This is a genomic window from Pseudomonas sp. HTZ2, assembly GCF_033173945.1.
Lineage (GTDB): Bacteria > Pseudomonadota > Gammaproteobacteria > Pseudomonadales > Pseudomonadaceae > Aquipseudomonas > Aquipseudomonas guariconensis.
On sequence record NZ_CP137332.1, the window covers coordinates 5,286,833 to 5,307,947 of the forward strand.

Annotated in this window: 19 protein-coding genes, 5 tRNA genes, 2 rRNA genes and 4 pseudogenes; 25 read left to right on the top strand and 5 right to left on the bottom strand. The window is 56.5% G+C overall.

Going from position 1 to position 21,115, the window contains the following annotated elements:
- Positions 1 to 2 precede the first annotated feature (2 nt).
- From R6G97_RS24635 to R6G97_RS24650, 4 genes are all read left to right on the top strand, one after another.
- The gene (locus R6G97_RS24635) at positions 3 to 818 is read left to right on the top strand and encodes a zinc-dependent peptidase (RefSeq protein ID WP_043210182.1); all 816 of its coding nucleotides are present in this window, start codon (positions 3 to 5) and stop codon (positions 816 to 818) included.
- A 92-nt stretch (positions 819 to 910) separates the two neighbouring features.
- Positions 911 to 1,438, top strand: a complete 528-nt coding sequence (gene ppa / locus R6G97_RS24640; protein ID WP_043210184.1) for an inorganic diphosphatase — start codon at positions 911 to 913, stop codon at positions 1,436 to 1,438.
- A 186-nt stretch (positions 1,439 to 1,624) separates the two neighbouring features.
- On the top strand, positions 1,625 to 2,302 hold the full coding sequence (locus R6G97_RS24645; RefSeq protein ID WP_317847651.1) for an XRE family transcriptional regulator: 678 nt from the start codon (positions 1,625 to 1,627) through the stop codon (positions 2,300 to 2,302).
- A gap of 391 nt (positions 2,303 to 2,693) precedes the next feature.
- A complete protein-coding gene (locus tag R6G97_RS24650; RefSeq protein ID WP_317847652.1) occupies positions 2,694 to 3,782 on the top strand; it encodes a tyrosine-type recombinase/integrase in 1,089 nt (362 codons plus the stop codon).
- On the opposite strand, the pseudogene R6G97_RS24655 reads toward R6G97_RS24650, so the two are convergent.
- Positions 3,779 to 3,883: pseudogene (locus R6G97_RS24655) on the bottom strand (IS3 family transposase); the annotation flags it as partial. The gene R6G97_RS24650 and the pseudogene R6G97_RS24655 sit on opposite strands and share 4 nt — an antisense overlap.
- 1 nt (position 3,884) lies before the next feature.
- Here R6G97_RS24655 and R6G97_RS24660 point away from each other — a divergent pair.
- The 7 genes and pseudogenes from R6G97_RS24660 to R6G97_RS24690 form a co-directional block, all read left to right on the top strand.
- A pseudogene (locus tag R6G97_RS24660) lies at positions 3,885 to 3,992 on the top strand (IS3 family transposase); the annotation flags it as partial.
- Positions 3,993 to 4,809: 817 nt separating this feature from the next.
- The gene (locus R6G97_RS24665; RefSeq protein WP_317847653.1) at positions 4,810 to 4,941 is read left to right on the top strand and encodes a hypothetical protein; all 132 of its coding nucleotides are present in this window, start codon (positions 4,810 to 4,812) and stop codon (positions 4,939 to 4,941) included.
- 5 nt (positions 4,942 to 4,946) lie between these two features.
- A pseudogene (locus R6G97_RS24670) lies at positions 4,947 to 5,153 on the top strand (siphovirus Gp157 family protein); the annotation flags it as partial.
- Positions 5,154 to 5,162: 9 nt separating this feature from the next.
- On the top strand, positions 5,163 to 5,675 hold the full coding sequence (locus tag R6G97_RS24675) for a single-stranded DNA-binding protein (RefSeq protein WP_317847654.1): 513 nt from the start codon (positions 5,163 to 5,165) through the stop codon (positions 5,673 to 5,675).
- 2 nt (positions 5,676 to 5,677) lie between these two features.
- Positions 5,678 to 5,866 (top strand): hypothetical protein, encoded by a 189-nt coding sequence (locus tag R6G97_RS24680; RefSeq protein WP_197860356.1) that lies wholly within the window; start codon positions 5,678 to 5,680, stop codon positions 5,864 to 5,866.
- Positions 5,867 to 5,947: 81 nt separating this feature from the next.
- Entirely contained in the window at positions 5,948 to 6,313 is a 366-nt protein-coding gene (locus tag R6G97_RS24685) for a DUF7740 domain-containing protein (RefSeq protein WP_317847655.1), read from the top strand.
- On the top strand, positions 6,288 to 6,599 hold the full coding sequence (locus R6G97_RS24690) for a hypothetical protein (RefSeq protein WP_317847656.1): 312 nt from the start codon (positions 6,288 to 6,290) through the stop codon (positions 6,597 to 6,599). The genes R6G97_RS24685 and R6G97_RS24690 overlap by 26 nt, the downstream gene beginning before the upstream one ends.
- A gap of 7 nt (positions 6,600 to 6,606) precedes the next feature.
- Here R6G97_RS24690 and R6G97_RS24695 read toward each other — a convergent pair whose 3' ends face one another.
- Entirely contained in the window at positions 6,607 to 6,918 is a 312-nt protein-coding gene (locus R6G97_RS24695; RefSeq protein ID WP_317847657.1) for a hypothetical protein, read from the bottom strand.
- A 247-nt stretch (positions 6,919 to 7,165) separates the two neighbouring features.
- On the opposite strand from R6G97_RS24695, the gene R6G97_RS24700 reads away from it, so the two are divergent.
- Complete coding sequence (locus R6G97_RS24700) at positions 7,166 to 7,792, top strand: hypothetical protein (RefSeq protein ID WP_317847658.1); 627 nt, start codon at positions 7,166 to 7,168, stop codon at positions 7,790 to 7,792.
- A gap of 63 nt (positions 7,793 to 7,855) precedes the next feature.
- Here the strand turns inward: R6G97_RS24700 and R6G97_RS24705 are convergent, their stop codons facing one another.
- Positions 7,856 to 8,455, bottom strand: coding sequence for a hypothetical protein (locus R6G97_RS24705; RefSeq protein ID WP_274093827.1), 600 nt, complete (start codon positions 8,453 to 8,455; stop codon positions 7,856 to 7,858).
- Positions 8,456 to 8,604: 149 nt separating this feature from the next.
- Between R6G97_RS24705 and R6G97_RS24710 the strand changes: the two genes are divergently transcribed.
- The 6 genes from R6G97_RS24710 (at position 8,605) to R6G97_RS24735 (ending at position 14,245) form a co-directional block, all read left to right on the top strand.
- Positions 8,605 to 9,384, top strand: coding sequence for a DUF2786 domain-containing protein (locus R6G97_RS24710; RefSeq protein ID WP_317847659.1), 780 nt, complete (start codon positions 8,605 to 8,607; stop codon positions 9,382 to 9,384).
- A 13-nt stretch (positions 9,385 to 9,397) separates the two neighbouring features.
- Complete coding sequence (locus R6G97_RS24715; RefSeq protein WP_317847660.1) at positions 9,398 to 9,784, top strand: hypothetical protein; 387 nt, start codon at positions 9,398 to 9,400, stop codon at positions 9,782 to 9,784.
- 44 nt (positions 9,785 to 9,828) lie between these two features.
- Positions 9,829 to 10,860: ribosomal RNA gene (locus tag R6G97_RS24720) — 16S ribosomal RNA — on the top strand.
- An 85-nt stretch (positions 10,861 to 10,945) separates the two neighbouring features.
- Positions 10,946 to 11,022: transfer RNA gene (locus tag R6G97_RS24725), tRNA-Ile, on the top strand.
- 22 nt (positions 11,023 to 11,044) lie between these two features.
- A tRNA-Ala gene (locus tag R6G97_RS24730) sits at positions 11,045 to 11,120 on the top strand.
- A 234-nt stretch (positions 11,121 to 11,354) separates the two neighbouring features.
- Positions 11,355 to 14,245, top strand: a 23S ribosomal RNA gene (locus tag R6G97_RS24735).
- The 16S and 23S rRNA genes sit together here with 2 tRNA genes alongside, the layout of an rRNA operon.
- Positions 14,246 to 14,417: 172 nt before the next feature.
- Here R6G97_RS24735 and R6G97_RS24740 read toward each other — a convergent pair.
- The gene (locus tag R6G97_RS24740) at positions 14,418 to 15,020 is read right to left on the bottom strand and encodes an inverse autotransporter beta domain-containing protein (protein WP_317847661.1); all 603 of its coding nucleotides are present in this window, start codon (positions 15,018 to 15,020) and stop codon (positions 14,418 to 14,420) included.
- A 535-nt stretch (positions 15,021 to 15,555) separates the two neighbouring features.
- Positions 15,556 to 17,844, bottom strand: coding sequence for an Ig-like domain-containing protein (locus R6G97_RS24745; RefSeq protein WP_317847662.1), 2,289 nt, complete (start codon positions 17,842 to 17,844; stop codon positions 15,556 to 15,558).
- Positions 17,845 to 18,082: 238 nt separating this feature from the next.
- On the opposite strand from R6G97_RS24745, the gene birA reads away from it, so the two are divergent.
- The 7 genes and pseudogenes from birA to R6G97_RS24780 all read left to right on the top strand — a co-directional run.
- Positions 18,083 to 19,042, top strand: coding sequence for a bifunctional biotin--[acetyl-CoA-carboxylase] ligase/biotin operon repressor BirA (birA, locus tag R6G97_RS24750; protein WP_102082513.1), 960 nt, complete (start codon positions 18,083 to 18,085; stop codon positions 19,040 to 19,042).
- A complete protein-coding gene (locus R6G97_RS24755) occupies positions 19,032 to 19,781 on the top strand; it encodes a pantothenate kinase (RefSeq protein WP_043215919.1) in 750 nt (249 codons plus the stop codon). Before birA ends, R6G97_RS24755 begins: the two co-directional genes overlap by 11 nt.
- Before the next feature lie 7 nt (positions 19,782 to 19,788).
- Positions 19,789 to 20,214 carry a hypothetical protein gene (locus R6G97_RS24760; RefSeq protein WP_043215917.1) on the top strand — a complete coding sequence of 142 codons (426 nt, stop codon included), beginning with the start codon at positions 19,789 to 19,791 and terminating at the stop codon, positions 20,212 to 20,214.
- Positions 20,215 to 20,358: 144 nt separating this feature from the next.
- Positions 20,359 to 20,443, top strand: a tRNA-Tyr gene (locus R6G97_RS24765).
- Positions 20,444 to 20,466: 23 nt separating this feature from the next.
- Positions 20,467 to 20,540, top strand: a tRNA-Gly gene (locus tag R6G97_RS24770).
- Positions 20,541 to 20,568: 28 nt separating this feature from the next.
- Positions 20,569 to 20,644, top strand: a tRNA-Thr gene (locus R6G97_RS24775).
- An 80-nt stretch (positions 20,645 to 20,724) separates the two neighbouring features.
- Positions 20,725 to 21,090: pseudogene (locus R6G97_RS24780) on the top strand (GTP-binding protein); the annotation flags it as partial.
- Positions 21,091 to 21,115 lie beyond the last annotated feature (25 nt).

Genomic DNA, 21,115 nt, shown 5'->3' on the forward strand with positions numbered 1-21,115 from the left:
TCATGTGGTCGCTGCGCGCCTGGCGTCGCCGACGTACCCTGGCTCGATACCCCGTCGATCCGCAGCTGTGGCAGGTGATTCGCGAGCGCCTGCCCATGCTCGACGGCATCAGTGACGAAGAAGACCGCACCCTGCGTGAAGCCTGTGTGCTGTTTCTGCACGACAAGCACCTGACCGCCTTGCCCGGGGTGCAGTTGGACGACGAACAGCGTCTGTTCCTCGCCGCCCAGGCCCAACTGCCGCTGCTGCATCTAGGCGAGCTGAACTGGTACCAGGGCTTCCACGAAATCATCCTCTACCCCGACGACTTCGTGAGCCCCCAGCGCCACCGCGACGCCAGCGGTGTCGAACACACTTGGGACGCCGAGCACAGCGGTGAAGCCTGGCAACAGGGCCCCGTGATCCTGGCTTGGCCCGGGGTGCTGGCCAGTGGCGGCTGGGAAGGCTACAACCTGGTGATCCACGAACTGGCCCACAAGCTCGACATGCTCAATGGCGATGCCAATGGTCTGCCGCCGCTGCACAAGGGCATGCGCGTGGAAGACTGGGCCAGCGCCATGCAGCAGGCCTATGACGACATGAACCGGCAATTGGACGCCAATCCCGACGCCGAGACCGCCATCGACCCGTACGCCGCCGAAAACCCGGCGGAATTCTTCGCCGTCACCAGCGAGTACTTCTTCAGTGCGCCCGACCTGCTGCACCAGGTTTATCCACAGGTGTACCAGCAACTGGCGCTGTTCTATCGCCAGGACCCGCTCGCACGCCTGGACCGGTTGCAGGCCGAGCACCCTCTGTACCGCGAAACCCAGGCCTGACGGGGCCGCACATCCGGCGGGGCGTGGCATGCCCGGTAGGAATGTGCCTATAATCGCCGCCACTTTTTGGTCAAACACGGGGGCACTGCCCAATGAGCTACAGCAAGATTCCGGCGGGCAAAGACCTGCCGAACGACATCTACGTCGCCATCGAGATCCCGGCTAACCACGCGCCGATCAAGTACGAGATCGACAAGGACAGCGACACCCTGTTCGTCGACCGTTTCATGGCCACCCCGATGTTCTACCCAGCCAACTACGGCTACATCCCGAATACCCTGGCCGACGACGGTGATCCGCTGGACGTGCTGGTCGTGACCCCGTACCCGGTCGCTCCAGGTTCGGTCATCCGCGCCCGTCCGGTCGGCGTCCTGCACATGGACGACGAGAGCGGTGGCGATGCCAAGGTCCTGGCCGTTCCGCACGACAAGCTGAGCCAGCTGTACGTCGACGTGAAGGAATACACCGACCTGCCAGCCTTGCTGCTGGAACAGATCAAGCACTTCTTCGAGAACTACAAAGATCTGGAGAAAGGCAAGTGGGTCAAGGTCAAGGGCTGGGAAGGCGCTGATGCCGCCCGTGCCGAGATCACCAAGTCGGTTGCCGCCTACAAGGGCTAAGACCGGATTGAAGAAAAGCCCTGCTTCGGCAGGGTTTTTTTTGCCTGGTTGAAATGCACGGCACCTTCACGCGAAACGGCCTACTTTGCCCTACGCAAAGCTCCGACAATTGCATTTATTTCCTACAAAACTCATCAACTCCCGGTTCATTCCCGCCCCCGCACCGACTCGCTAGACTCGGCCTCCATGAATACTTCCGGTGACCGTCTCAGAGTCCTCCTCCAGGAGTGCCACCTGACCCCTTCCGACTTTGCCATCCTTCGCGGTGTCACACCCCAGCACGTCAACAACTGGTTCAGGCGCGGCGTGCCCTTGGCCCGGCTGGACGATATCGCCGAACTGTTCTGCGTACATCGGCGCTGGCTGCGCACGGGCGAAGGGCCCAAGCACGTCAATCCACTCGCGAACCCATACCCCTCGCACCTCAACATGGCGCAACCAGCCAATCAAGAAGGGACCTTCATCCGCCTCCCGATCCATCTGCTGCGCAATGGAACGCTCCAGCCCGACGAAGACAAATACCTGTCGTTTTCCGAACAAATGCTGCAGATGCTGGGCGTTGCCCCAGAAGATGCCGCCTGCATCCCGATGCCCATGACCGGCATCGCTTCGATCATCCCCACCGACGCCACCCTGGTCATCGACCGGAGCCTGACATGGGTCGTGGACGGCGAGACCTACGTGTTGATGCACAATGGCCGCTTGAGGGTTCATCGCCTGAGCCGCGATCGACTGGACAACCTGTACCTGCACGGTCATGAGCCCACAGAGCGTTATACCCCCCGCCAGCGCCAGGCCCAGGGCATGCAGATCCTCGGTTGGGTATTTCACTGGTCATGTTTCAGCCTGCGCCGCCCTTGCTGAAACACCCGGCGCCACTTTTTGCTGGGCAACCCGCGCCAGCCCTAGTATGCTACGCCGCACATTCAGCCCCGGCCGGCGCAAGCCGCGATCCAGAGGGCCTGGCGACGCCTCACACAGCCGTCCGCCATCTCTTTTCAGGCCTTCATGGCCATCCCGTTAAGGCGGTTGCGGCTTACCAAAAATTAGCCAAGACCGTCCCCGAGAAGCCGGCCACAAGCCGGCTTTTTAATTGTCCGAAATAATCCTATCCCATCCGAAAATCCTGCCGATAGCTAGCTATCATGGGCGTTTCAGGCGCTCCCGTATCCGATGGTGTTCAATGCCATTTGACCTCATCCGACGATGAAGTGGGGGGCCCGATGGGGGGACGAGGGACGACAGGGGAAATCCAATGGGTAAGCTGAATCCGAAACAAGTCGAAAACCTGACCGAACCCGGCACCTATGAAGATGGTGATGGGCTTCGCTTGGTCGTCAAACCTACCGGGCGTAAATCTTGGTTGCTTCGCTATCAATTGGGAGGTCGGCGAAGGGAGATGGGATTGGGCTCATTTCCTGAGGTAAGTCTCAAGAAAGCTAGGCTTGAAGCCAGTGCCAAGCGCAGCCTACTAAGCAACGGAATAGATCCGCTAGCTGCCCGTGACTTCGAACGAGCAGCACAGCGCGAAGCTCAGAAAGCCAGTGAGGCGAAACAGCTAAAATTTGAGGCCATCGCGAAAGACTACTGCGATGCACACAGCTCCTCTTGGTCGGATAAGTGGCGCAAAGGCTGGTTACGCAAGCTTGAGCTGTATGCGTTTGAGCACATTGGTAGGCTTCCTGCTGATGAAATTGACACACCTCAAGTACTTAAGGTCCTTCAACCTATCTGGCAGACCAAAACCCGCACAGCCGATGAAGTGCGCGGGCAGATTGAGCAGATTCTAGATGCGGCAAAAGCACGCGGCCTACGCCAGGGAGAAAATCCAGCGCGCTGGCGGGGACACTTGGACAATCTGCTCAGCCGTGCTGAAAAGAAAAAAGCCCGAAAACGAGAGCACTTTGAAGCTCTGCGCTGGCAGGATGTCCCTGCCTTAATGGCCAAACTCAGAGCAAGCACCGCGCCAGCGTCGTTGGCCGCTCAGCTCCTGATAATGACAGGCGCACGCGCTCACATGGTGAGATTCGCACGTTGGGACGAGTTCGACCTTAATGCAGCCACCTGGTCTCTTCCTGAAGAGCGCATGAAAATGCGGGTGGCCTTTGTAATCCCACTACCCGATCAAGTCGTGGAGCTAGTTCAAAGCATTCCGAGAGAATCAGGATCCCCATTTCTTTTCCCTGGCCAAGGCAAGACAGGGGTAATGCACGCCAATGCCATACGCACTCTGCTACACGGCATGGACTACAAACATATTACCCGACACGGCTTTCGATCCTCATTTCGTGACTGGGCAGGCGAAAGCACAATGAATCGCCCTGAATCGCCCCTGGTTTTCTAGACACTCTCCAAGCTCAGGAAATAGCGTTTCTCATACTCTACTGGAGACAGCTGCATAGCACTGCTGTGTCGGCGTTTAGGGTTATAGAACATCTCGATGTAAGATTACATCGAGATGTTCTATAACCCTAAACGCCGACACAGCAGTGCTATGCAGCTGTCTCCAGTAGAGTATGAGAAACGCTATTTCCTGAGCTTGGAGAGTGTCTAGAAAACCAGGGGCGATTCAAGGAGCAATCCAGTTCAACCCGTACATAGCCGTCATTTCAACGACTCATTTCAAAGGAACCCGACATACCAGCAAAGCTCCAGCTTCCTGATATTGAGTCACCTTGAGCAGAGAGTTGTCCGCTGTAGCTCACACTGTGACTGACGCCGTTAGTTCCATCGTATGACTTCGTGAACCTAATACTTTTATCGGTATAACTACCGCTAACGGAGGAGCCCAGCGCCCCCATAATGGGGTTAGTCTCGGATATCCTTCCACTGATAGCGCCGTCGCTAAAGGTGAGCTCTGCGCTGAACGGTGTGGCCTGTCCATCTTGGCTATAGCTTCCTCTCCAAGTTCCGGATTGGGGATTAACAGCCCTCGCATCAGTACTCCCGCCTTTGCAGACGTAGCATGCTTTGTAAGTGATGGACGCTTGAGTAACCGGTGACGTACCCGAAGTACTTTCGGGCTCTGACTGGGAATTTACAAGTATGGTTTGATACGGTGTGTTGTCTACAAAATATTCTACTTTTGAGCAGATTGTTTCGGAGCTTCGCACTACCAACTCAGCCCCAAAACTTGGCTTGCTTCCGAAAGACTTGACGACTTTCACACTACCCGTGCACTGCCCAATAGTTTCCCGACAATCACACTCTGCAGATAGTACTTGTGCCGACGCGGCAAGAAAACCAATAGAGCTAAAAATAGCAACATATGGATTCATAGCATCACCCTCCCCATGAGACGTCTTTTGACGTTAGCACATTCCTTTTCTTATACATCGACCGCATCGGCAGGCGCCAGGCCACCTTTCACGGTGGGTTTGGTCGAGGACGTTGTCGGCCAGAGCGATCACTGCAAGGGCAAGCTGTACGAGATCGCCGAGGCAATGCTTGAGCAGTACGTCGACCAGGGCCTGAGCTACGACGCCGACGAGGCAAGGCTATGAGCCCTCAGGCGGTACCGGATGAACTGACGTCTGTGGTGACCAAGATCGCGCCGGACAAGAACGCCATCGCCGCCAGGCTCAAGGCCGTCCGCGAGCACAACGAAGCCGTGCGCAAGCGCATGGCCGCCGGCGAGGATTGCGAAGACGAACTCATTCCTGAGCCAGCCTGGGCGCATCTCGAACGAGGCGAAAGCTCAATCCGAATTAAGTAAGGAGGCCTCATGGCCCGCGGAGTAAACAAAGTCATCCTGGTCGGAACCTGCGGCCAGGACCCCGAGGTCCGCTACTTGCCCAATGGCACTGCGGTCACCAACCTGAGCCTGGCCACCAGCGAGGCCTGGACCGATAAGCAGACCGGCCAGAAGGTCGAGAAGACCGAATGGCACCGGGTAGTGCTGTTCGGCAAGGTCGCCGAGATTGCCGGCGAGTACCTGCGCAAAGGCTCGCAGTGCTACATCGAAGGCAAGCTCAAGACCCGCGAATGGGAGAAAGACGGCATCAAGCGGTACAGCACCGAGGTGCACGTTGACATCAACGGCACCATGCAGCTGCTGGGCGGCCGGCCGGATAACCATGGCGGCGGCCAGCAGCAACAGCGCCAGCATCAACAGCAAAGGCAGCAGCCCCGTCAGCAGCAGCGCCAGGCGCCACAGCAGAGCCAGCAGGCCGCGCCGCCGGATGACTTCGACGACGACATCCCGTTCGCCCCGCTCCACCACCTCGCAGGTGCATAGTCATGCCGCTCGCAAACATCCTTGATCTGCTCCAGCGCCGAAAGGAACTGGAGCAGCACCTGCAGCTGCTGTTCAACCGCAGCTGCCAATGGGGCCGCGCCGAACGTGTGCGCGGCGCCGCAACCATCGAGAACCTGACCCAGCAACTGGTCGAGGTTACCGAGCAGATCGAAACGGCGCGCGCCGCATGAGACGGATCAACAACCTAGTCCGCCAGCGCAGGCGGCAAGAACAGTTCCACCTGCCGCCAAGCGGCCTATCGGAGCGAAGACATGCAGAAAGCACCTTCTGGAGTGGTAACCCTGCCGGCCTGGATGAATCGTCCGGTGAAGAAGCTGTACATCACCCGCAGCGGCGGCCAGTACCGGCCTGATGATGTGGCCCTGGCCTTCGCGCTGAGCCTGCACATACACGACAGCGCCGACCAACTGCGCAGGCTGGCCCGGCGCCTGGTCGACAAGGTCTGCCTGGAGCACCAGCCGAACATGAAGCGCCTGGCCCGCGAGCCGGACGACGCCATGGTGTTCGACACCGCGCTCAAGATCATCAACCGGGTGTGCGACCTGCTCGACATCGGGCCGGGCACCACCTTCGTGCGCGATGGAGGCGATGATGGCTCTGACGCAGCAGCAGCGTGACGAGAAGCGCAGGGCCAAGGCCGAGCGCCTGCAGGAAGAAGACCTGCGCTTGAAGGTTCGACCAGGGACTAAACAGGCCCTGCTGGAGCTGATGGAGTGGGCCGGGATCGAGGAACAGGGCGAGGCGATGACGCTGATGATTCATCACCTGCATGGGCTTGGCCCAGGCGGCGCAGTGCCGTTGCTGACGCCTCCGCGCCACGAAATCACGGTGTCACCGTCTGTGGTGCGGAAGCTTGAGAACTTTAGGGCGAGCGAGGCTTTGAGGATAGAACTGGAGGCCTGAAAGACCTTCACTCCTCGTCTTCGCCCTCATTCAGAACTTCTTCAGCTTTTTTGGCTGCTGTAGTAGCGAACTCATAGCATACCCAGAAATCCCGCTCGGTAACCGTGGTGGACCCTTCAAGGTTCTCCAGGCATCGCTGCAAAGCGTGGATGATCAAGCCGTCATTCAGCACATTGCGCGCAGCCTCCGATCCGTCTTTGAGACGGATAGACTCTTCGAGTTGTTTGACTTCTTCGATCTTGTCTTTCAGCGCCTGCTTTGCGTACGAGTCGCGCTCAATGATCTTGTTCCATGAGTGATTCACCAGCCTTACTGTCATTTTCAGCTCCTTTCCGGCCCCATGCCGGGCACTCGTAATACCCCATCCCAAACCAAATTGCCACTAGGCCAATCTCGCCCTGCCTCGGTGAGCACAAACAAAAAAGGCACCTGCAATGCAGATGCCTTCGTGCCGGATTATGAGGGGAGAGGGCCCCTCTCCGACCCGGCGATTTAACCAAATTTGAAATCATATTGCCACCATGCCGCATCCGGCCACGGAGGGCGGCGCATGCATGGAGAAAGCCATGACCCAGTTCTACCTACAGGACAGCCGCAGTCATGTCGGAGACGGCATGATGTTCTGGGCGAAGGAAGGCCGCGGCTACGTGACCGATCTAGACCAGGCCGAGCTTTTCACCTTTGAGGAGGCATGCCGCCACCGTGACACCGATATCCCTTGGCCGAAGGAATACATCGACGCCAGGGCGCACTACGGCGTCGACCACCAGTACATCAACCTGGACGAAGCCCGCGACCAGCTCAGCCCGGGATGCACCGTTGTCCTGCAGATCCCAGGTCACTGGAACGGTAATGACATCGCCTTGGCCCACTGGCCTATTGGCCATACCTACCGATTCGAGAAGGCCCACCGTCTGACTCTTGAGGTTGCCCAGGCGATCGGCAACACGCCAGATGAGGCAGTGATCTGGCCAGCGGCTTATCTCGAAGCCAAGGCCCGGCGCCTGGTGCACAAGCTGGACGTGAAGGTCAAAGAGGCCCTGCAAAGCACCGGTATCGAAATGGCGGTGCCGAGGAGGCAGCGCAAGCCATGGCAGAGGCCGCTCAACTGCCACGGCTGCGGACGCTTCATCAGCTGGGAGGGCAGATTCTTGAATGACTGCCGCAACTGTGGCGCCAACAACTGCCCATGACCCTCATGTACTCCCTTCCATCACGGCGGATGACGTCAGTAAGATCAGTTAGCGGGCTAAGCCCTACTTGCCCAACTTTGTCCGACGCCACTCAGCCTTAATGATTTTTTGGGCGCGACCTACAACCTCATCACAGAGGTCGGATAGGTTGTCCACATCATTGGCCGCACCTTTGTAAGCTTCATCCAATGCATTCAGTAGGTCTACCGTCTCCTTTTCATCAGGATTCAACAGCAACTCGATTTTCGCTCGAAGCATTCGAGCTTGATTCACGGCAACTGATGAATATCCAGTCCAGCTCGGGTTTTCATTTTCAAAGAGCTGAAATGCCCGCCACTCTTGCATATGCACGTTCTTTGCCGCCAGCCACTGCACCCTTTGCATTCGCAGATCGGCAATATGCAAAACAGCTGCAACATGATTAGCGCAACTATCACGGAGCTCGTTGATCCATGCTTGCCGACTAGAGCGGATAGCGCTCGCAGTAGCAATACTTTCTTGGCTCTCCACTGTTCTCTTGAATGTAAAAGCAGTAGCCCATGAACCCGCTAATACCGCCAATGCAGTCAAGGCGAAGCCGGCCAAGATCTTGTAGTCGGTTCCTGTGTTCAGGACTAATTCAGGAACTCGATGGATAGTTAGCATCACATTTTCGATTGTCACGTGATTTCCTCGCTGGCTCCATGCCGGGCCGCACACCAATACCTCACTTCAACGAATCACGCCACCCCGGCGCTGCCCGCCAGCGCCTTCCCCTATTCAACGATAACGCCGACCCGGCGAGGGCGGCGCCTGCACGCAAGGACAACGACATGACCGAACAACAGCACGACGAAAGCAAGCTCGAGCGGGTCATCCGCAAGATCAAGCGCTGCCTGGCCCTCTCCAAAAGCTCGAACGAGAACGAAGCGGCCACGGCAATGCGCCAGGCTCAAGCGCTGATGCGCGAGTATCGCCTCACCGAGTTGGATGTCCGCCTGAGCGATGTGGACGATGTCCAGTCGGAGAAGTCCAGGGCGAACCGCCGGCCAACCTGGGATCGGCACCTAAGCGGCATCGTGGCCAGGGTGTTCGGGTGCCGACCGCTCTCGTATAAGCACTGGTGCGAGTCGTCCGGGCGAATGGTCGAGCGGGCCTTGTTCGTAGGCGTGACGCCTGCGCCGCAGATCGCGATGTACGCCTACGAGACCTTGCTCACCAAGCTGAGGCAGGCTCGCCGCGACTACGTGGCCTCGGTCAGGAGTGGTAAGCGCCGCAGCGCCTACTCACCTGAGACTGCAGGTGATCACTTCGCAATCGCGTGGGTTTCAGTGGTGCACGGCAAGATCCATGAGCTGGTGCCGCAGGGCGAAGAAGATCCAGCTATCGAGCAGCGCTCTAGTGGTCGCGATCTCTTGCAGGTGGAAAGCCAGGACAATGCGCTGATCGAGCAATACCTGGGTGGTCGCGAGATCGGCAAGCAGCGCAAGTCTGGCCCCGTAGAACTCGACATGGCCGCTCAGATTGCAGGAATGCTCGCCGGACAGCGCGTTCAGCTGAATCCAGGTATGGCTCACGGCGGCCAGACCCAAGCGCAGATCGGCATCGCCTAAATAGGAGACAGCCATGAGCACATTCGCAGTGTTCGGCATGACCGCGAGCGCGGCACTCGCCGATGCCAGGAAGCAGACTAAGAACACCAGGCCAAGCGGAAAGGCCGGCTGCCCCCCCGTAGAGATAACGCTCGCTGAGTGGACCGAAGCCGTTCAGCGCAACGCTGACGCGATCATGGCCGGCGAGAAAGTGAAGCAGCTCAGCGACCTATTCGACACCCCGCAGCATGCCCAGCAGTTCATCGAACTAGCCAAGCGCGCCGGCCCGTGCCGCGACTTGAAGATCCGCTGTAAAGCCGCCCTGCTCGATGAAAAGGGCAAGAAGATCCTCAGCCCCAAAACCAAGATGCCCGTTATCGGCTGGGCGGACTGGAAGCCTGAAATCCACAAAGCCGCCTGACGCGGAGGTATCCCATGCCCACAGAAAACCGATCCAGCAACACAGAGATGGTAAGCGTGCCGCGTACTTTGGCTGAGCGCATATCCAATATCTGCATGTTCACCATGTACAAAGAGGACTGGCGGGCGCTAAGCGAGATCCTGGCCCAGCCAGCCGAGCAGCTCCAGGGCGAGCCGGTGCCGATCACCAGCGAGTAGAGGGTGGTGGAATTTCCTGTGTAGCGGTGAAATGCGTAGATATAGGAAGGAACACCAGTGGCGAAGGCGACCACCTGGACTGATACTGACACTGAGGTGCGAAAGCGTGGGGAGCAAACAGGATTAGATACCCTGGTAGTCCACGCCGTAAACGATGTCAACTAGCCGTTGGAATCCTTGAGATTTTAGTGGCGCAGCTAACGCATTAAGTTGACCGCCTGGGGAGTACGGCCGCAAGGTTAAAACTCAAATGAATTGACGGGGGCCCGCACAAGCGGTGGAGCATGTGGTTTAATTCGAAGCAACGCGAAGAACCTTACCAGGCCTTGACATGCAGAGAACTTTCCAGAGATGGATTGGTGCCTTCGGGAACTCTGACACAGGTGCTGCATGGCTGTCGTCAGCTCGTGTCGTGAGATGTTGGGTTAAGTCCCGTAACGAGCGCAACCCTTGTCCTTAGTTACCAGCACGTCATGGTGGGCACTCTAAGGAGACTGCCGGTGACAAACCGGAGGAAGGTGGGGATGACGTCAAGTCATCATGGCCCTTACGGCCTGGGCTACACACGTGCTACAATGGTCGGTACAGAGGGTTGCCAAGCCGCGAGGTGGAGCTAATCTCACAAAACCGATCGTAGTCCGGATCGCAGTCTGCAACTCGACTGCGTGAAGTCGGAATCGCTAGTAATCGCGAATCAGAATGTCGCGGTGAATACGTTCCCGGGCCTTGTACACACCGCCCGTCACACCATGGGAGTGGGTTGCACCAGAAGTAGCTAGTCTAACCTTCGGGGGGACGGTTACCACGGTGTGATTCATGACTGGGGTGAAGTCGTAACAAGGTAGCCGTAGGGGAACCTGCGGCTGGATCACCTCCTTAATCGAAGACATCAGCCTGCTGATGAGCTCCCACACGAATTGCTTGATTCCTTGAAGAAGACGATGCTGTAACGCGACCCTGTTATAGGTCTGTAGCTCAGTTGGTTAGAGCGCACCCCTGATAAGGGTGAGGTCGGCAGTTCAAATCTGCCCAGACCTACCATTAGCTTGGTGCAGATGACTACGGGGCCATAGCTCAGCTGGGAGAGCGCCTGCCTTGCACGCAGGAGGTCAGCGGTTCGATCCCGCTTGGCTCCACCACTTGCCGTTACCTGCAGAACTTAGAAATGAACATTCCAATGTGAATGTTGATTTCTGACTTTTGTCAGATCGTTCTTTAAAAATTCGGATATGTGATAGATAGACTGATGACCACTTTCACTGGTGGGCCATCAGGCTAAGGTAAAATTTGTGAGTTCTGCTCTTTATTGAGCAACATGCGAATTTTCGGCGAATGTCGTCTTCACAGTATAACCAGATTGCTTGGGGTTATATGGTCAAGTGAAGAAGCGCATACGGTGGATGCCTTGGCAGTCAGAGGCGATGAAAGACGTGGTAGCCTGCGATAAGCTTTGGGGAGTCGGCAAACAGACTGTGATCCAGAGATCTCTGAATGGGGGAACCCACCTAGGATAACCTAGGTATCTTGTACTGAATCCATAGGTGCAAGAGGCGAACCAGGGGAACTGAAACATCTAAGTACCCTGAGGAAAAGAAATCAACCGAGATTCCCTTAGTAGTGGCGAGCGAACGGGGACCAGCCCTTAAGTTGATTTGAGATTAGTGGAACGCTCTGGAAAGTGCGGCCATAGTGGGTGATAGCCCCGTACACGAAAGTCTCTTATCAATGAAATCGAGTAGGACGGAGCACGAGAAACTTTGTCTGAACATGGGGGGACCATCCTCCAAGGCTAAATACTACTGACTGACCGATAGTGAACCAGTACCGTGAGGGAAAGGCGAAAAGAACCCCGGAGAGGGGAGTGAAATAGAACCTGAAACCGTATGCGTACAAGCAGTGGGAGCCTACTTTGTTAGGTGACTGCGTACCTTTTGTATAATGGGTCAGCGACTTATATTCAGTGGCGAGCTTAACCGAATAGGGGAGGCGTAGCGAAAGCGAGTCTTAATAGGGCGTTTAGTCGCTGGGTATAGACCCGAAACCGGGCGATCTATCCATGGGCAGGTTGAAGGTTAGGTAACACTGACTGGAGGACCGAACCGACTACCGTTGAAAAGTTAGCGGATGACCTGTGGATCGGAGTGAAAGGCTAATCAAGCTCGGAGATAGCTGGTTCTCCTCGAAAGCTATTTAGGTAGCGCCTCATGTATCACTCCAGGGGGTAGAGCACTGTTTCGGCTAGGGGGTCATCCCGACTTACCAAACCGATGCAAACTCCGAATACCTGGAAGTGCCGAGCATGGGAGACACACGGCGGGTGCTAACGTCCGTCGTGAAAAGGGAAACAACCCAGACCGTCAGCTAAGGTCCCAAAGTCATGGTTAAGTGGGAAACGATGTGGGAAGGCTTAGACAGCTAGGAGGTTGGCTTAGAAGCAGCCATCCTTTAAAGAAAGCGTAATAGCTCACTAGTCGAGTCGGCCTGCGCGGAAGATGTAACGGGGCTCAAACCATGCACCGAAGCTACGGGTATCACTTAGGTGATGCGGTAGAGGAGCGTTCTGTAAGCCTGTGAAGGTGAGTTGAGAAGCTTGCTGGAGGTATCAGAAGTGCGAATGCTGACATGAGTAACGACAATGCGAGTGAAAAACTCGCACGCCGAAAGACCAAGGTTTCCTGCGCAACGTTAATCGACGCAGGGTTAGTCGGTCCCTAAGGCGAGGCTGAAAAGCGTAGTCGATGGAAAACAGGTTAATATTCCTGTACTTCCAGTTATTGCGATGGAGGGACGGAGAAGGCTAGGCCAGCTTGGCGTTGGTTGTCCAAGTTTAAGGTGGTAGGCTGAAATCTTAGGCAAATCCGGGATTTCAAGGCCGAGAGCTGATGACGAGTTGCCTTTAGGCGACGAAGTGGTTGATGCCATGCTTCCAAGAAAAGCTCCTAAGCTTCAGATAACTGGGAACCGTACCCCAAACCGACACAGGTGGTCGGGTAGAGAATACCAAGGCGCTTGAGAGAACTCGGGTGAAGGAACTAGGCAAAATGGCACCGTAACTTCGGGAGAAGGTGCGCCGGCGAGGGTGAAGGACTTGCTCCGTAAGCCCATGCCGGTCGAAGATACCAGGCCGCTGCGACTGTTTATTAAAAACACAGCACTCTGCAAACACGAAAGTGGACGTATAGGGTGTGACGCCTGCCCGGTGCCGGAAGGTTAATTGATGGGGTTAGCGCAAGCGAAGCTCTTGATCGAAGCCCCGGTAAACGGCGGCCGTAACTATAACGGTCCTAAGGTAGCGAAATTCCTTGTCGGGTAAGTTCCGACCTGCACGAATGGCGTAACGATGGCGGCGCTGTCTCCACCCGAGACTCAGTGAAATTGAAATCGCTGTGAAGATGCAGTGTATCCGCGGCTAGACGGAAAGACCCCGTGAACCTTTACTATAGCTTTGCACTGGACTTTGAGCTTGCTTGTGTAGGATAGGTGGGAGGCTTTGAAGTGGGGACGCCAGTTCTCATGGAGCCATCCTTGAAATACCACCCTGGCAACCTTGAGGTTCTAACTCAGGTCCGTGATCCGGATCGAGGACAGTGTATGGTGGGTAGTTTGACTGGGGCGGTCTCCTCCCAAAGAGTAACGGAGGAGTACGAAGGTGCGCTCAGACCGGTCGGAAATCGGTCGCAGAGTATAAAGGCAAAAGCGCGCTTGACTGCGAGACCCACACGTCGAGCAGGTACGAAAGTAGGTCTTAGTGATCCGGTGGTTCTGTATGGAAGGGCCATCGCTCAACGGATAAAAGGTACTCCGGGGATAACAGGCTGATACCGCCCAAGAGTTCATATCGACGGCGGTGTTTGGCACCTCGATGTCGGCTCATCACATCCTGGGGCTGAAGCCGGTCCCAAGGGTATGGCTGTTCGCCATTTAAAGTGGTACGCGAGCTGGGTTTAGAACGTCGTGAGACAGTTCGGTCCCTATCTGCCGTGGACGTTTGAGATTTGAGAGGGGCTGCTCCTAGTACGAGAGGACCGGAGTGGACGAACCTCTGGTGTTCCGGTTGTCACGCCAGTGGCATTGCCGGGTAGCTATGTTCGGAAGAGATAACCGCTGAAAGCATCTAAGCGGGAAACTTGCCTCAAGATGAGATCTCACTGGGATCTTGAATCCCCTAAAGGGCCGTCGAAGACTACGACGTTGATAGGTCGGGTGTGTAAGCGCTGTGAGGCGTTGAGCTAACCGATACTAATTGCCCGTGAGGCTTGACCATATAACACCCAAGCAATTTGCTTCTGCAGATTGCGGTGGTGAAGACGAAAGAACCGAAAGTTCGCAACCACAACGATCACATATCCGAATTGGCTGGAGTGTCATAAGACAGTCTGGCAACAGAATTTCTTGACGACCATAGAGCATTGGAACCACCTGATCCCATCCCGAACTCAGCTGCCTTGGGTGAAGAGCAGGTGTTTCTGTTCGTCCCGGACCGGCAGCAGCAAGTCGAGGGAGGAGCTGGCCAGGGAGAGCTTGTCGTCGACGTCGATCTGCACGCGGGCGGTGCCGAAGCGGCTCAGCCATTCCTGGGTCTGGGTGCTGACTTCGCTGGCCGCCATGCCACGGGCCATGGAGGCGGCGGCGTCACTCTTGTTGACGTCAGCGGTGAGGAAGTTGGCGGTGCCGCTGGCCAGGCTGGCGGCCTTGCGGGCCTGTTCTTCGTCCTGGTTGTCCAGCGTCTCGCGGGTCACCCCGTTGGAATTGAGCTCCGGCAAGGCTATGCGCGGGGCGCTGGGCACTTCCAGGCGGTCGCCTGGGCGCAGGTTGTCGAAGCCATTGGCGAAGGTGCGTCCCTGGTTGAGCGTGCGCAGTTCGGCGACGGTCATGTTGAAGCGGGCGGCCACGCGCTCGACGGTTTCGCCGGGGGCCAGGGTGTGCAGGAAGGTACGTTGAGTGTGCACGGCGCCAGGCTTTTGGTCGCTGGCGGCACCGGCATGGGTGGGGGTGAGTGCAAGGGTCAACGGCAAGGTGGCCTGGATGGCGATGTTCATCCAGGCCAACGCTCGGGTTGGGCGTGAAAAGTGCGAGGGTGATTTCCTAATCATGATCCCGAAAGTTCTCCAAACGCCAAGTGCTGGCGAAAGCCCGTATCACCCACCGCGCTTTGCAGGCGCCCAGAAAAGTTGCAGGAAGAAGTTGCCCCTGGTTTTTTATTGGGTTGATGTGCCGGCGGTGTCATCCGCTCGGGCGATGCAGGCAAGTATCTGCAGCCCACAAAACTCGCGCGCTGCAGCGCCTGGGCGCTGAAATGCATGTGCCTTGTTGGTTGCAGGTTTTATATTCGAAGCTGTAAGGCGGAGAGTATGGGTGACGAAGCGGATCAATCTATAGGAAATATCCGAGGTTGTGGGGTGATAATCTTTCAAAGAGACTGCAGGGCGCAGGTGAAGGAGTATTCTATGTCGGATCGTTGGTGAAACAAGGGCGCGGCATGCGTCAGTCAGCGGCGCAGGGAAATAAAGGCAAAGTCCTGACGTCTTGTACGCCAGGACTTGCAGGAGCGAAGAAGGTGTATCGGATTGTAAGTTAGTCGGTTTGTCCGTAATTATTCATGCATATGTAATAGCTTTTCTCGGTTATGTCGGCGGTTTTGTCCTCGCCTGAGCCTGCATGGTATAGCAGAGGTCCGCCCCCCAGCGACTTGGGGCCAATAACCCAATACCAATCAGGTTTGAAGTCAGTGTTCGTGAATTTGGATGAATCATTATCATATAGCCAAAGGCCAGGTATACGATCTTTATGGCTTTTCGCAATGACGCCGTTTGCAAGCTCTAACCCTTTATCTTTGCAAGAGTTAACGGCTTGCGTAAATGTCAATTTATCATTGATGGGCATGTAGTACTTGGGTGTGAATTCATAAGTTTGTTCTTCGGTGCCCCTTTTTCGGATAAGCTTTATTTTCGCTGTATTTGCATTGGGCGGGCTTGTGACTTTGAATGATGTGCTGTTGAAGTTTGTTTTTGATAACCAGGTGGCTCCACTCTCGAGGGTCACCTCATAGTCGTCCTTCGCGTCAAAAACATCGAAATAGATTTCCGCCCCTTTGAATAAAGGAGCCCTGAAAGGACGTATAACGTTTAGTCGCCCGCCGGTTGTCGAAAAGACCCTCACGTCTCTTTCATCAAGTAGGCTAATTGTAACCGTTTGGGACAGTGTCCCGATGTCGGCGCCGTTAAACGTTGGAACGATAGTATGGACGTCTACCAAATTTGACCGAAAAGTTGCGGTGTAAATACCATACCGCCTTTCTCGAACTGGACCGATGAGCACATCCTTTTTTACCAAAGGACGTCCTTTGGAGTCGCTCTTGACCACAAATTCCAGTGCGTTCTCGAGTTCGGGCATTCGCTGGTTGTGCTCATCCCTCGCCTCGAATTGGAGCTGGATGGTCGAATAATGGAGATGTCCTGTAGTGTCCGATACCGTGAATGTAGAGTTACCGGGAGCAGGTGCAGCGCTGGTGATATAGATCTGCTTGGTCAAACTGACCAGACGTGTTTTCTTGTACAGCGGCGTCACGCTCCAAGTCCCGACCCAGGTTCCACTGAGCTTGGTGGTGTAGATGCCCGGGGTGGTTTCTCGTTGAATCTTGGTAGTCAAGGCCACCACGCCTTTGCTATCGGTCACTTCGAATTCCAGGTCACCTGCGATGCCGGGTACAAGGTTGCCGTGGGCGTCCTTGGCCGTCAGCTTCAGTTCGGATTCCTCACCACTGCCTGCCACGATGGCGGTGGGATTCGCGATGAAATCGGAACTTCCGGCGTCCAGCGCGCCTGGCGTCAAGTCCACCTTGCCTTCGATGCCCAGGGTGATGCTGTCGAGGACTGGGCTTACGGTCCAGCTATCGGCTTTGGTACCACTGAGCTTCGCCTCATAGATGCCTGGCTTGGTTTCTGTCACGACGGTGATCGTGACACCTGCATCGCCGCCGCTACTATCTTTCGCGTTGAAGGACAGTTTGTCGGCCAGGTTTGTGACCGGGTTGTCTTCGGCATCTTTGGCAGTGAGCGTGAGGGTAGAGGTTTTGCAGCCGTCCGCGTCGATGGAATCGGGCGCAGCGACCAAGCGCGAGCGCTTGGCAGCGATCGGGCCGGTGGTCAGCGTCACGGTATCTTTGAGCGTGCCGAGGACGGCGCCTTGGTAATGGGGAAGAATCGTCCACACACCTGTTTTGGTCCCGGTAAGGCGAGCGGTATAGGCTCCCGGCTGGGTTTCGGTCACCTGGCTGATGGTGATACCCGTGCCTGGCGGGTTGCCACCGGCGTCTTGCACGACGAAGGCCAGCTGGCCGGCGAGGTCCGGCACTGGGTTGCCATCCGCATCGTTGGCCTTCAGTTCCAGCGTGACAGGGACGGTACCGCTGGTGTCGATGGTTTTGGGGGAGGCCGCGAAGGTCGAATTGCCTGCCTCAGGTACGCGGACCTTGACCGAGATCTTGGCCGCTGCCAACGGGGTGCTCTGGTAGGACGGGGTCAGTGTCAGTGCCTCCGGCAGGGTGCCGGCGGTGACGGTCACTTCGTACACCCCGACCGATTTACGGATGAAGTCCGAGACCTTGGTGCCGGTGCTGTCGGTGCCACGGGTCACGGCCAGGCTCAGGTCGCTCAGCGGCACGTCGATCAGGCCGTCCTGGGCGTCGCGCACGGTCAGGGTCAGCACCTGGGTGCTGTTGGTGGGCAGGATCGTATCCGCTGGCAGGAAGGTGCTGCGCGCGGCATCGAACACCGGCGCGTTGACCGTGACTTGTGTTTCGCTGCGGTTGGAGCGGTTGCCTTGCTTGTCCACGGCCACGCCATGCAGGGTGTAGGTGTTCACGGCCTTGAAACGATGCATCGCCGATGGTAGTGTGGGGCTTCCCCATGTGAGAGTAGGTCATCGTCAAGATTCATTTCGCAAAACCCCTATCTGCGCGAGCAGGTAGGGGTTTTGTCTTTTCTGGTGCCGACCATTTTCTCCCTCTGTTGCTCGAGTACTGCCTTTCTGTGGGCCCTTTTCCTATGCAAGCCCCCGGGCCGTGGCTATCATGCCAGCCTAATTCCAAGTCGAGACTGGCATGCTGAAGTTGTTGAATCTCCTCAAGGATGGCCGGTTCCATTCCGGGCAGGCCCTAGGGGAAGCAATGGGGGTGAGTCGCAGCGCCGTGTGGAAGCAGCTGCAGCACCTGGAAAGCGAATTGAACCTTGTTATTCACAAGGTGCGTGGTCGTGGCTATCAATTGGCCGTACCGCTGACTTTGCTCGAGTCTGAGGTTATCCATGAGCACGGCCGGGGCGATCATTGGCCGCTTTGGATTCACGAGACAATAGATTCCACCAATGCCGAAGCTCTACGTCTTATTGCTCGGGGCGAATCCGCGCCGTTTCTCGTTTTGGCGGAGCAACAGACAGCTGGCCGGGGCCGGCGCGGGCGCCAATGGGTGAGTCCTTTCGCTGAGAATCTCTATTACAGCCTGGTTCTGCGGGTCGAAGGCGGCATGCGCCAGCTCGAAGGGCTGAGCCTGGTCGTAGGATTGGCGGTCATGCGCACCTTGCAGGTGTTCGGTTTGGATGCTGCCGGCTTGAAATGGCCGAATGATGTGCTGGTGGGAGAGCGGAAAATTGCGGGCATCCTGTTGGAGTTGGTCGGCGATCCTGCAGATGTATGTCATGTAGTGCTGGGTATCGGTATCAATGTGAACATGCAGAGCAATGACCGGGTCGATCAGCAGTGGACTTCGATGAAGCGTGAGGTAGGTGGGTCAATCGACCGCAACCGTCTGGTCGCGCAACTCAACCAGCAACTGCAGCATGAGTTGGCCCGTCATCGTCGTTACGGGTTTGCGGCATTCCAGGAAGAGTGGGAGCAGGCAAACCTGTGGCAGGGGCGCACAGTGTCCCTGATTGCAGGTAGTAACCGTATCGATGGTGTGATGCTTGGGGTTGATGGGCTAGGCGCCTTGCGTCTCGAGGTCGAAGGTGTGGAAAAGAGCTTTAGTGCTGGAGAGCTCAGTTTGAGGTTGCGTGATGATTCTTGAGCTCGACTGCGGAAATAGTTTCATCAAGTGGCGTGTAATTCATGCCGGCGATGCGACCATTGTGGGTGGAGGCATAGTCGATTCTGATCAGGCACTGCTGGCCGAAGTGTCAGCGTTGCCTTCCGTGCGCCTCAGTGGTAGCCGGATGGTGAGTGTGCGCAGCGAAGAAGAAACCGACGCGCTTTGCCTACAGTTGGCACAGCATTTCGGTGTCCGGGTGCTAGTCGCTCATCCTGCCCGTGAAATGGCGGGCGTGCGCAATGGATACGACGATTATCAGCGACTGGGTATGGATCGCTGGTTGGCGGCACTGGGTGCGTACCATCTGGCAAAAGGGGCGTGCTTGGTCATCGACTTGGGCACCGCAGCCAAGGCGGACTTCGTCGCTGCGGACGGGCAGCATTTGGGCGGTTACATTTGCCCGGGTATGCCGCTGATGCGTAGCCAATTGCGCACCCACACCCGTCGGATTCGTTACGACGATGCTTCAGCTGAGCGAGCTTTGATCAGTCTCGTGCCGGGACGCTCCACCGTGGAAGCTGTCGAGCGCGGGTGCGTGTTGATGTTGCAGGGTTTTGCGCGTACGCAGATTGAGCAAGCACAGGTGTTATGGGGTGAGTCATTCACGGCGTTCCTTACCGGTGGGGATGCGCCTTTGGTAAGAGATGCCGTTCCTCAGGTTCGGGTGGTGCCCGATCTGGTCTTTGTCGGTCTGGCCATTGCCTGTCCACTGGGTTGAGGTGCCTATGCGTTGGTTGTTTCTGCTATTGGTGGTGCTCAATATCGCTTATTACGTCTGGCATCAACAGGAGGCGCCTCTGAAGGCCAAGGAGGTTGCGCCTCTTTCCTTGTACAAAGGTAGTCAGCAAGAAATCCGCCTATTGCGTGAAACAGGCGCTTCAGCGCCGGCCAAGCGCCGCGATGAATGCCTGGTTGTCGGAGGGGTTCAGACTCAAGAGCAGTTGGACGCGCTACGTCAGCGCCTGGTAAGCCTGGATATTTCGACAGCGGAGGTGCCAGGCCAATTGCCAGGTGCTGATGGGCGCTGGCTCAAAGTTGCGGCCGAAAGCGAGCGTTTGCTGGACTCTGCGGTGCTCTCAAGTCTTTCCAAGGATTTCAAAGACTTAAAACACAAAATTATTTTATGCGAGGGTATTGCAACTGGTGAATAGCTTGATAGAATGGCGCCCGCTTCGCAGGGAACACCACTGAGGTGGTAAGACCGGAAGCTGTTGTCAAAGTAGCTAACCTCAAGATTTTAATGAGAAAAAGCTTGACAGCAGGACGGCAAGAGTTGAAAATGCCGCCCACACTCAGGAGGGGTTCCCGAGTGGCCAAAGGGATCAGACTGTAAATCTGACGTCTTCGACTTCGAAGGTTCGAATCCTTCCCCCTCCACCAGTTTAGCGAGAGCTGCAAGCTCCGCGGGTATAGTTTAGTGGTAGAACCTCAGCCTTCCAAGCTGATGATGCGGGTTCGATTCCCGCTACCCGCTCCAAGTTTGCTGTTGTTGCACAAAGTGTTGCGCTCTTGTAGCTCAGTTGGTAGAGCACACCCTTGGTAAGGGTGAGGTCAGCGGTTCAAGTCCGCTCAAGAGCTCCATATTAACAAGGCAGATATGAAAATATCTGCCTTTGTTTTATCAGTTGTAGTGACTATTTCTTCTGCGGAGGACTGTATCGATGGCTAAGGAAAAGTTTGATCGTTCCCTTCCCCACGTTAACGTCGGCACTATCGGCCACGTTGACCACGGTAAGACCACTCTGACTGCAGCTCTGACCCGCGTCTGCTCCGAAGTCTTCGGTTCGGCCGTCGTTGAGTTCGACAAGATCGACTCGGCTCCAGAAGAAAAAGCACGCGGTATCACCATCAACACCGCTCACGTCGAGTACAACTCGAACATTCGTCACTACGCTCACGTTGACTGCCCAGGTCACGCTGACTACGTGAAGAACATGATCACCGGTGCTGCCCAGATGGACGGCGCGATCCTGGTTTGCTCGAGTGGAACGTCTGCGGGCGAGCGGGGCGGACAGCCTCGAAGTAGAGGCTCCACATGTCGTCCCAGGCCTC

Coding starts and splice junctions, on each gene's coding strand:
- R6G97_RS24700 (WP_317847658.1), top strand. CDS start 7,166: ATGACCCAGTTCTACCTACAGGACAGCCGCAGTCATGTCGGAGACGGC.
- R6G97_RS24645 (WP_317847651.1), top strand. CDS start 1,625: ATGAATACTTCCGGTGACCGTCTCAGAGTCCTCCTCCAGGAGTGCCAC.
- R6G97_RS24650 (WP_317847652.1), top strand. CDS start 2,694: ATGGGTAAGCTGAATCCGAAACAAGTCGAAAACCTGACCGAACCCGGC.
- ppa (WP_043210184.1), top strand. CDS start 911: ATGAGCTACAGCAAGATTCCGGCGGGCAAAGACCTGCCGAACGACATC.
- R6G97_RS24635 (WP_043210182.1), top strand. CDS start 3: ATGTGGTCGCTGCGCGCCTGGCGTCGCCGACGTACCCTGGCTCGATAC.
- R6G97_RS24740 (WP_317847661.1), bottom strand. CDS start 15,020: ATGAACATCGCCATCCAGGCCACCTTGCCGTTGACCCTTGCACTCACC.
- R6G97_RS24715 (WP_317847660.1), top strand. CDS start 9,398: ATGAGCACATTCGCAGTGTTCGGCATGACCGCGAGCGCGGCACTCGCC.
- R6G97_RS24685 (WP_317847655.1), top strand. CDS start 5,948: ATGCAGAAAGCACCTTCTGGAGTGGTAACCCTGCCGGCCTGGATGAAT.
- R6G97_RS24695 (WP_317847657.1), bottom strand. CDS start 6,918: ATGACAGTAAGGCTGGTGAATCACTCATGGAACAAGATCATTGAGCGC.
- R6G97_RS24710 (WP_317847659.1), top strand. CDS start 8,605: ATGACCGAACAACAGCACGACGAAAGCAAGCTCGAGCGGGTCATCCGC.
- R6G97_RS24760 (WP_043215917.1), top strand. CDS start 19,789: ATGCGTTGGTTGTTTCTGCTATTGGTGGTGCTCAATATCGCTTATTAC.
- R6G97_RS24680 (WP_197860356.1), top strand. CDS start 5,678: ATGCCGCTCGCAAACATCCTTGATCTGCTCCAGCGCCGAAAGGAACTG.
- birA (WP_102082513.1), top strand. CDS start 18,083: ATGCTGAAGTTGTTGAATCTCCTCAAGGATGGCCGGTTCCATTCCGGG.
- R6G97_RS24690 (WP_317847656.1), top strand. CDS start 6,288: ATGGCTCTGACGCAGCAGCAGCGTGACGAGAAGCGCAGGGCCAAGGCC.
- R6G97_RS24755 (WP_043215919.1), top strand. CDS start 19,032: ATGATTCTTGAGCTCGACTGCGGAAATAGTTTCATCAAGTGGCGTGTA.
- R6G97_RS24675 (WP_317847654.1), top strand. CDS start 5,163: ATGGCCCGCGGAGTAAACAAAGTCATCCTGGTCGGAACCTGCGGCCAG.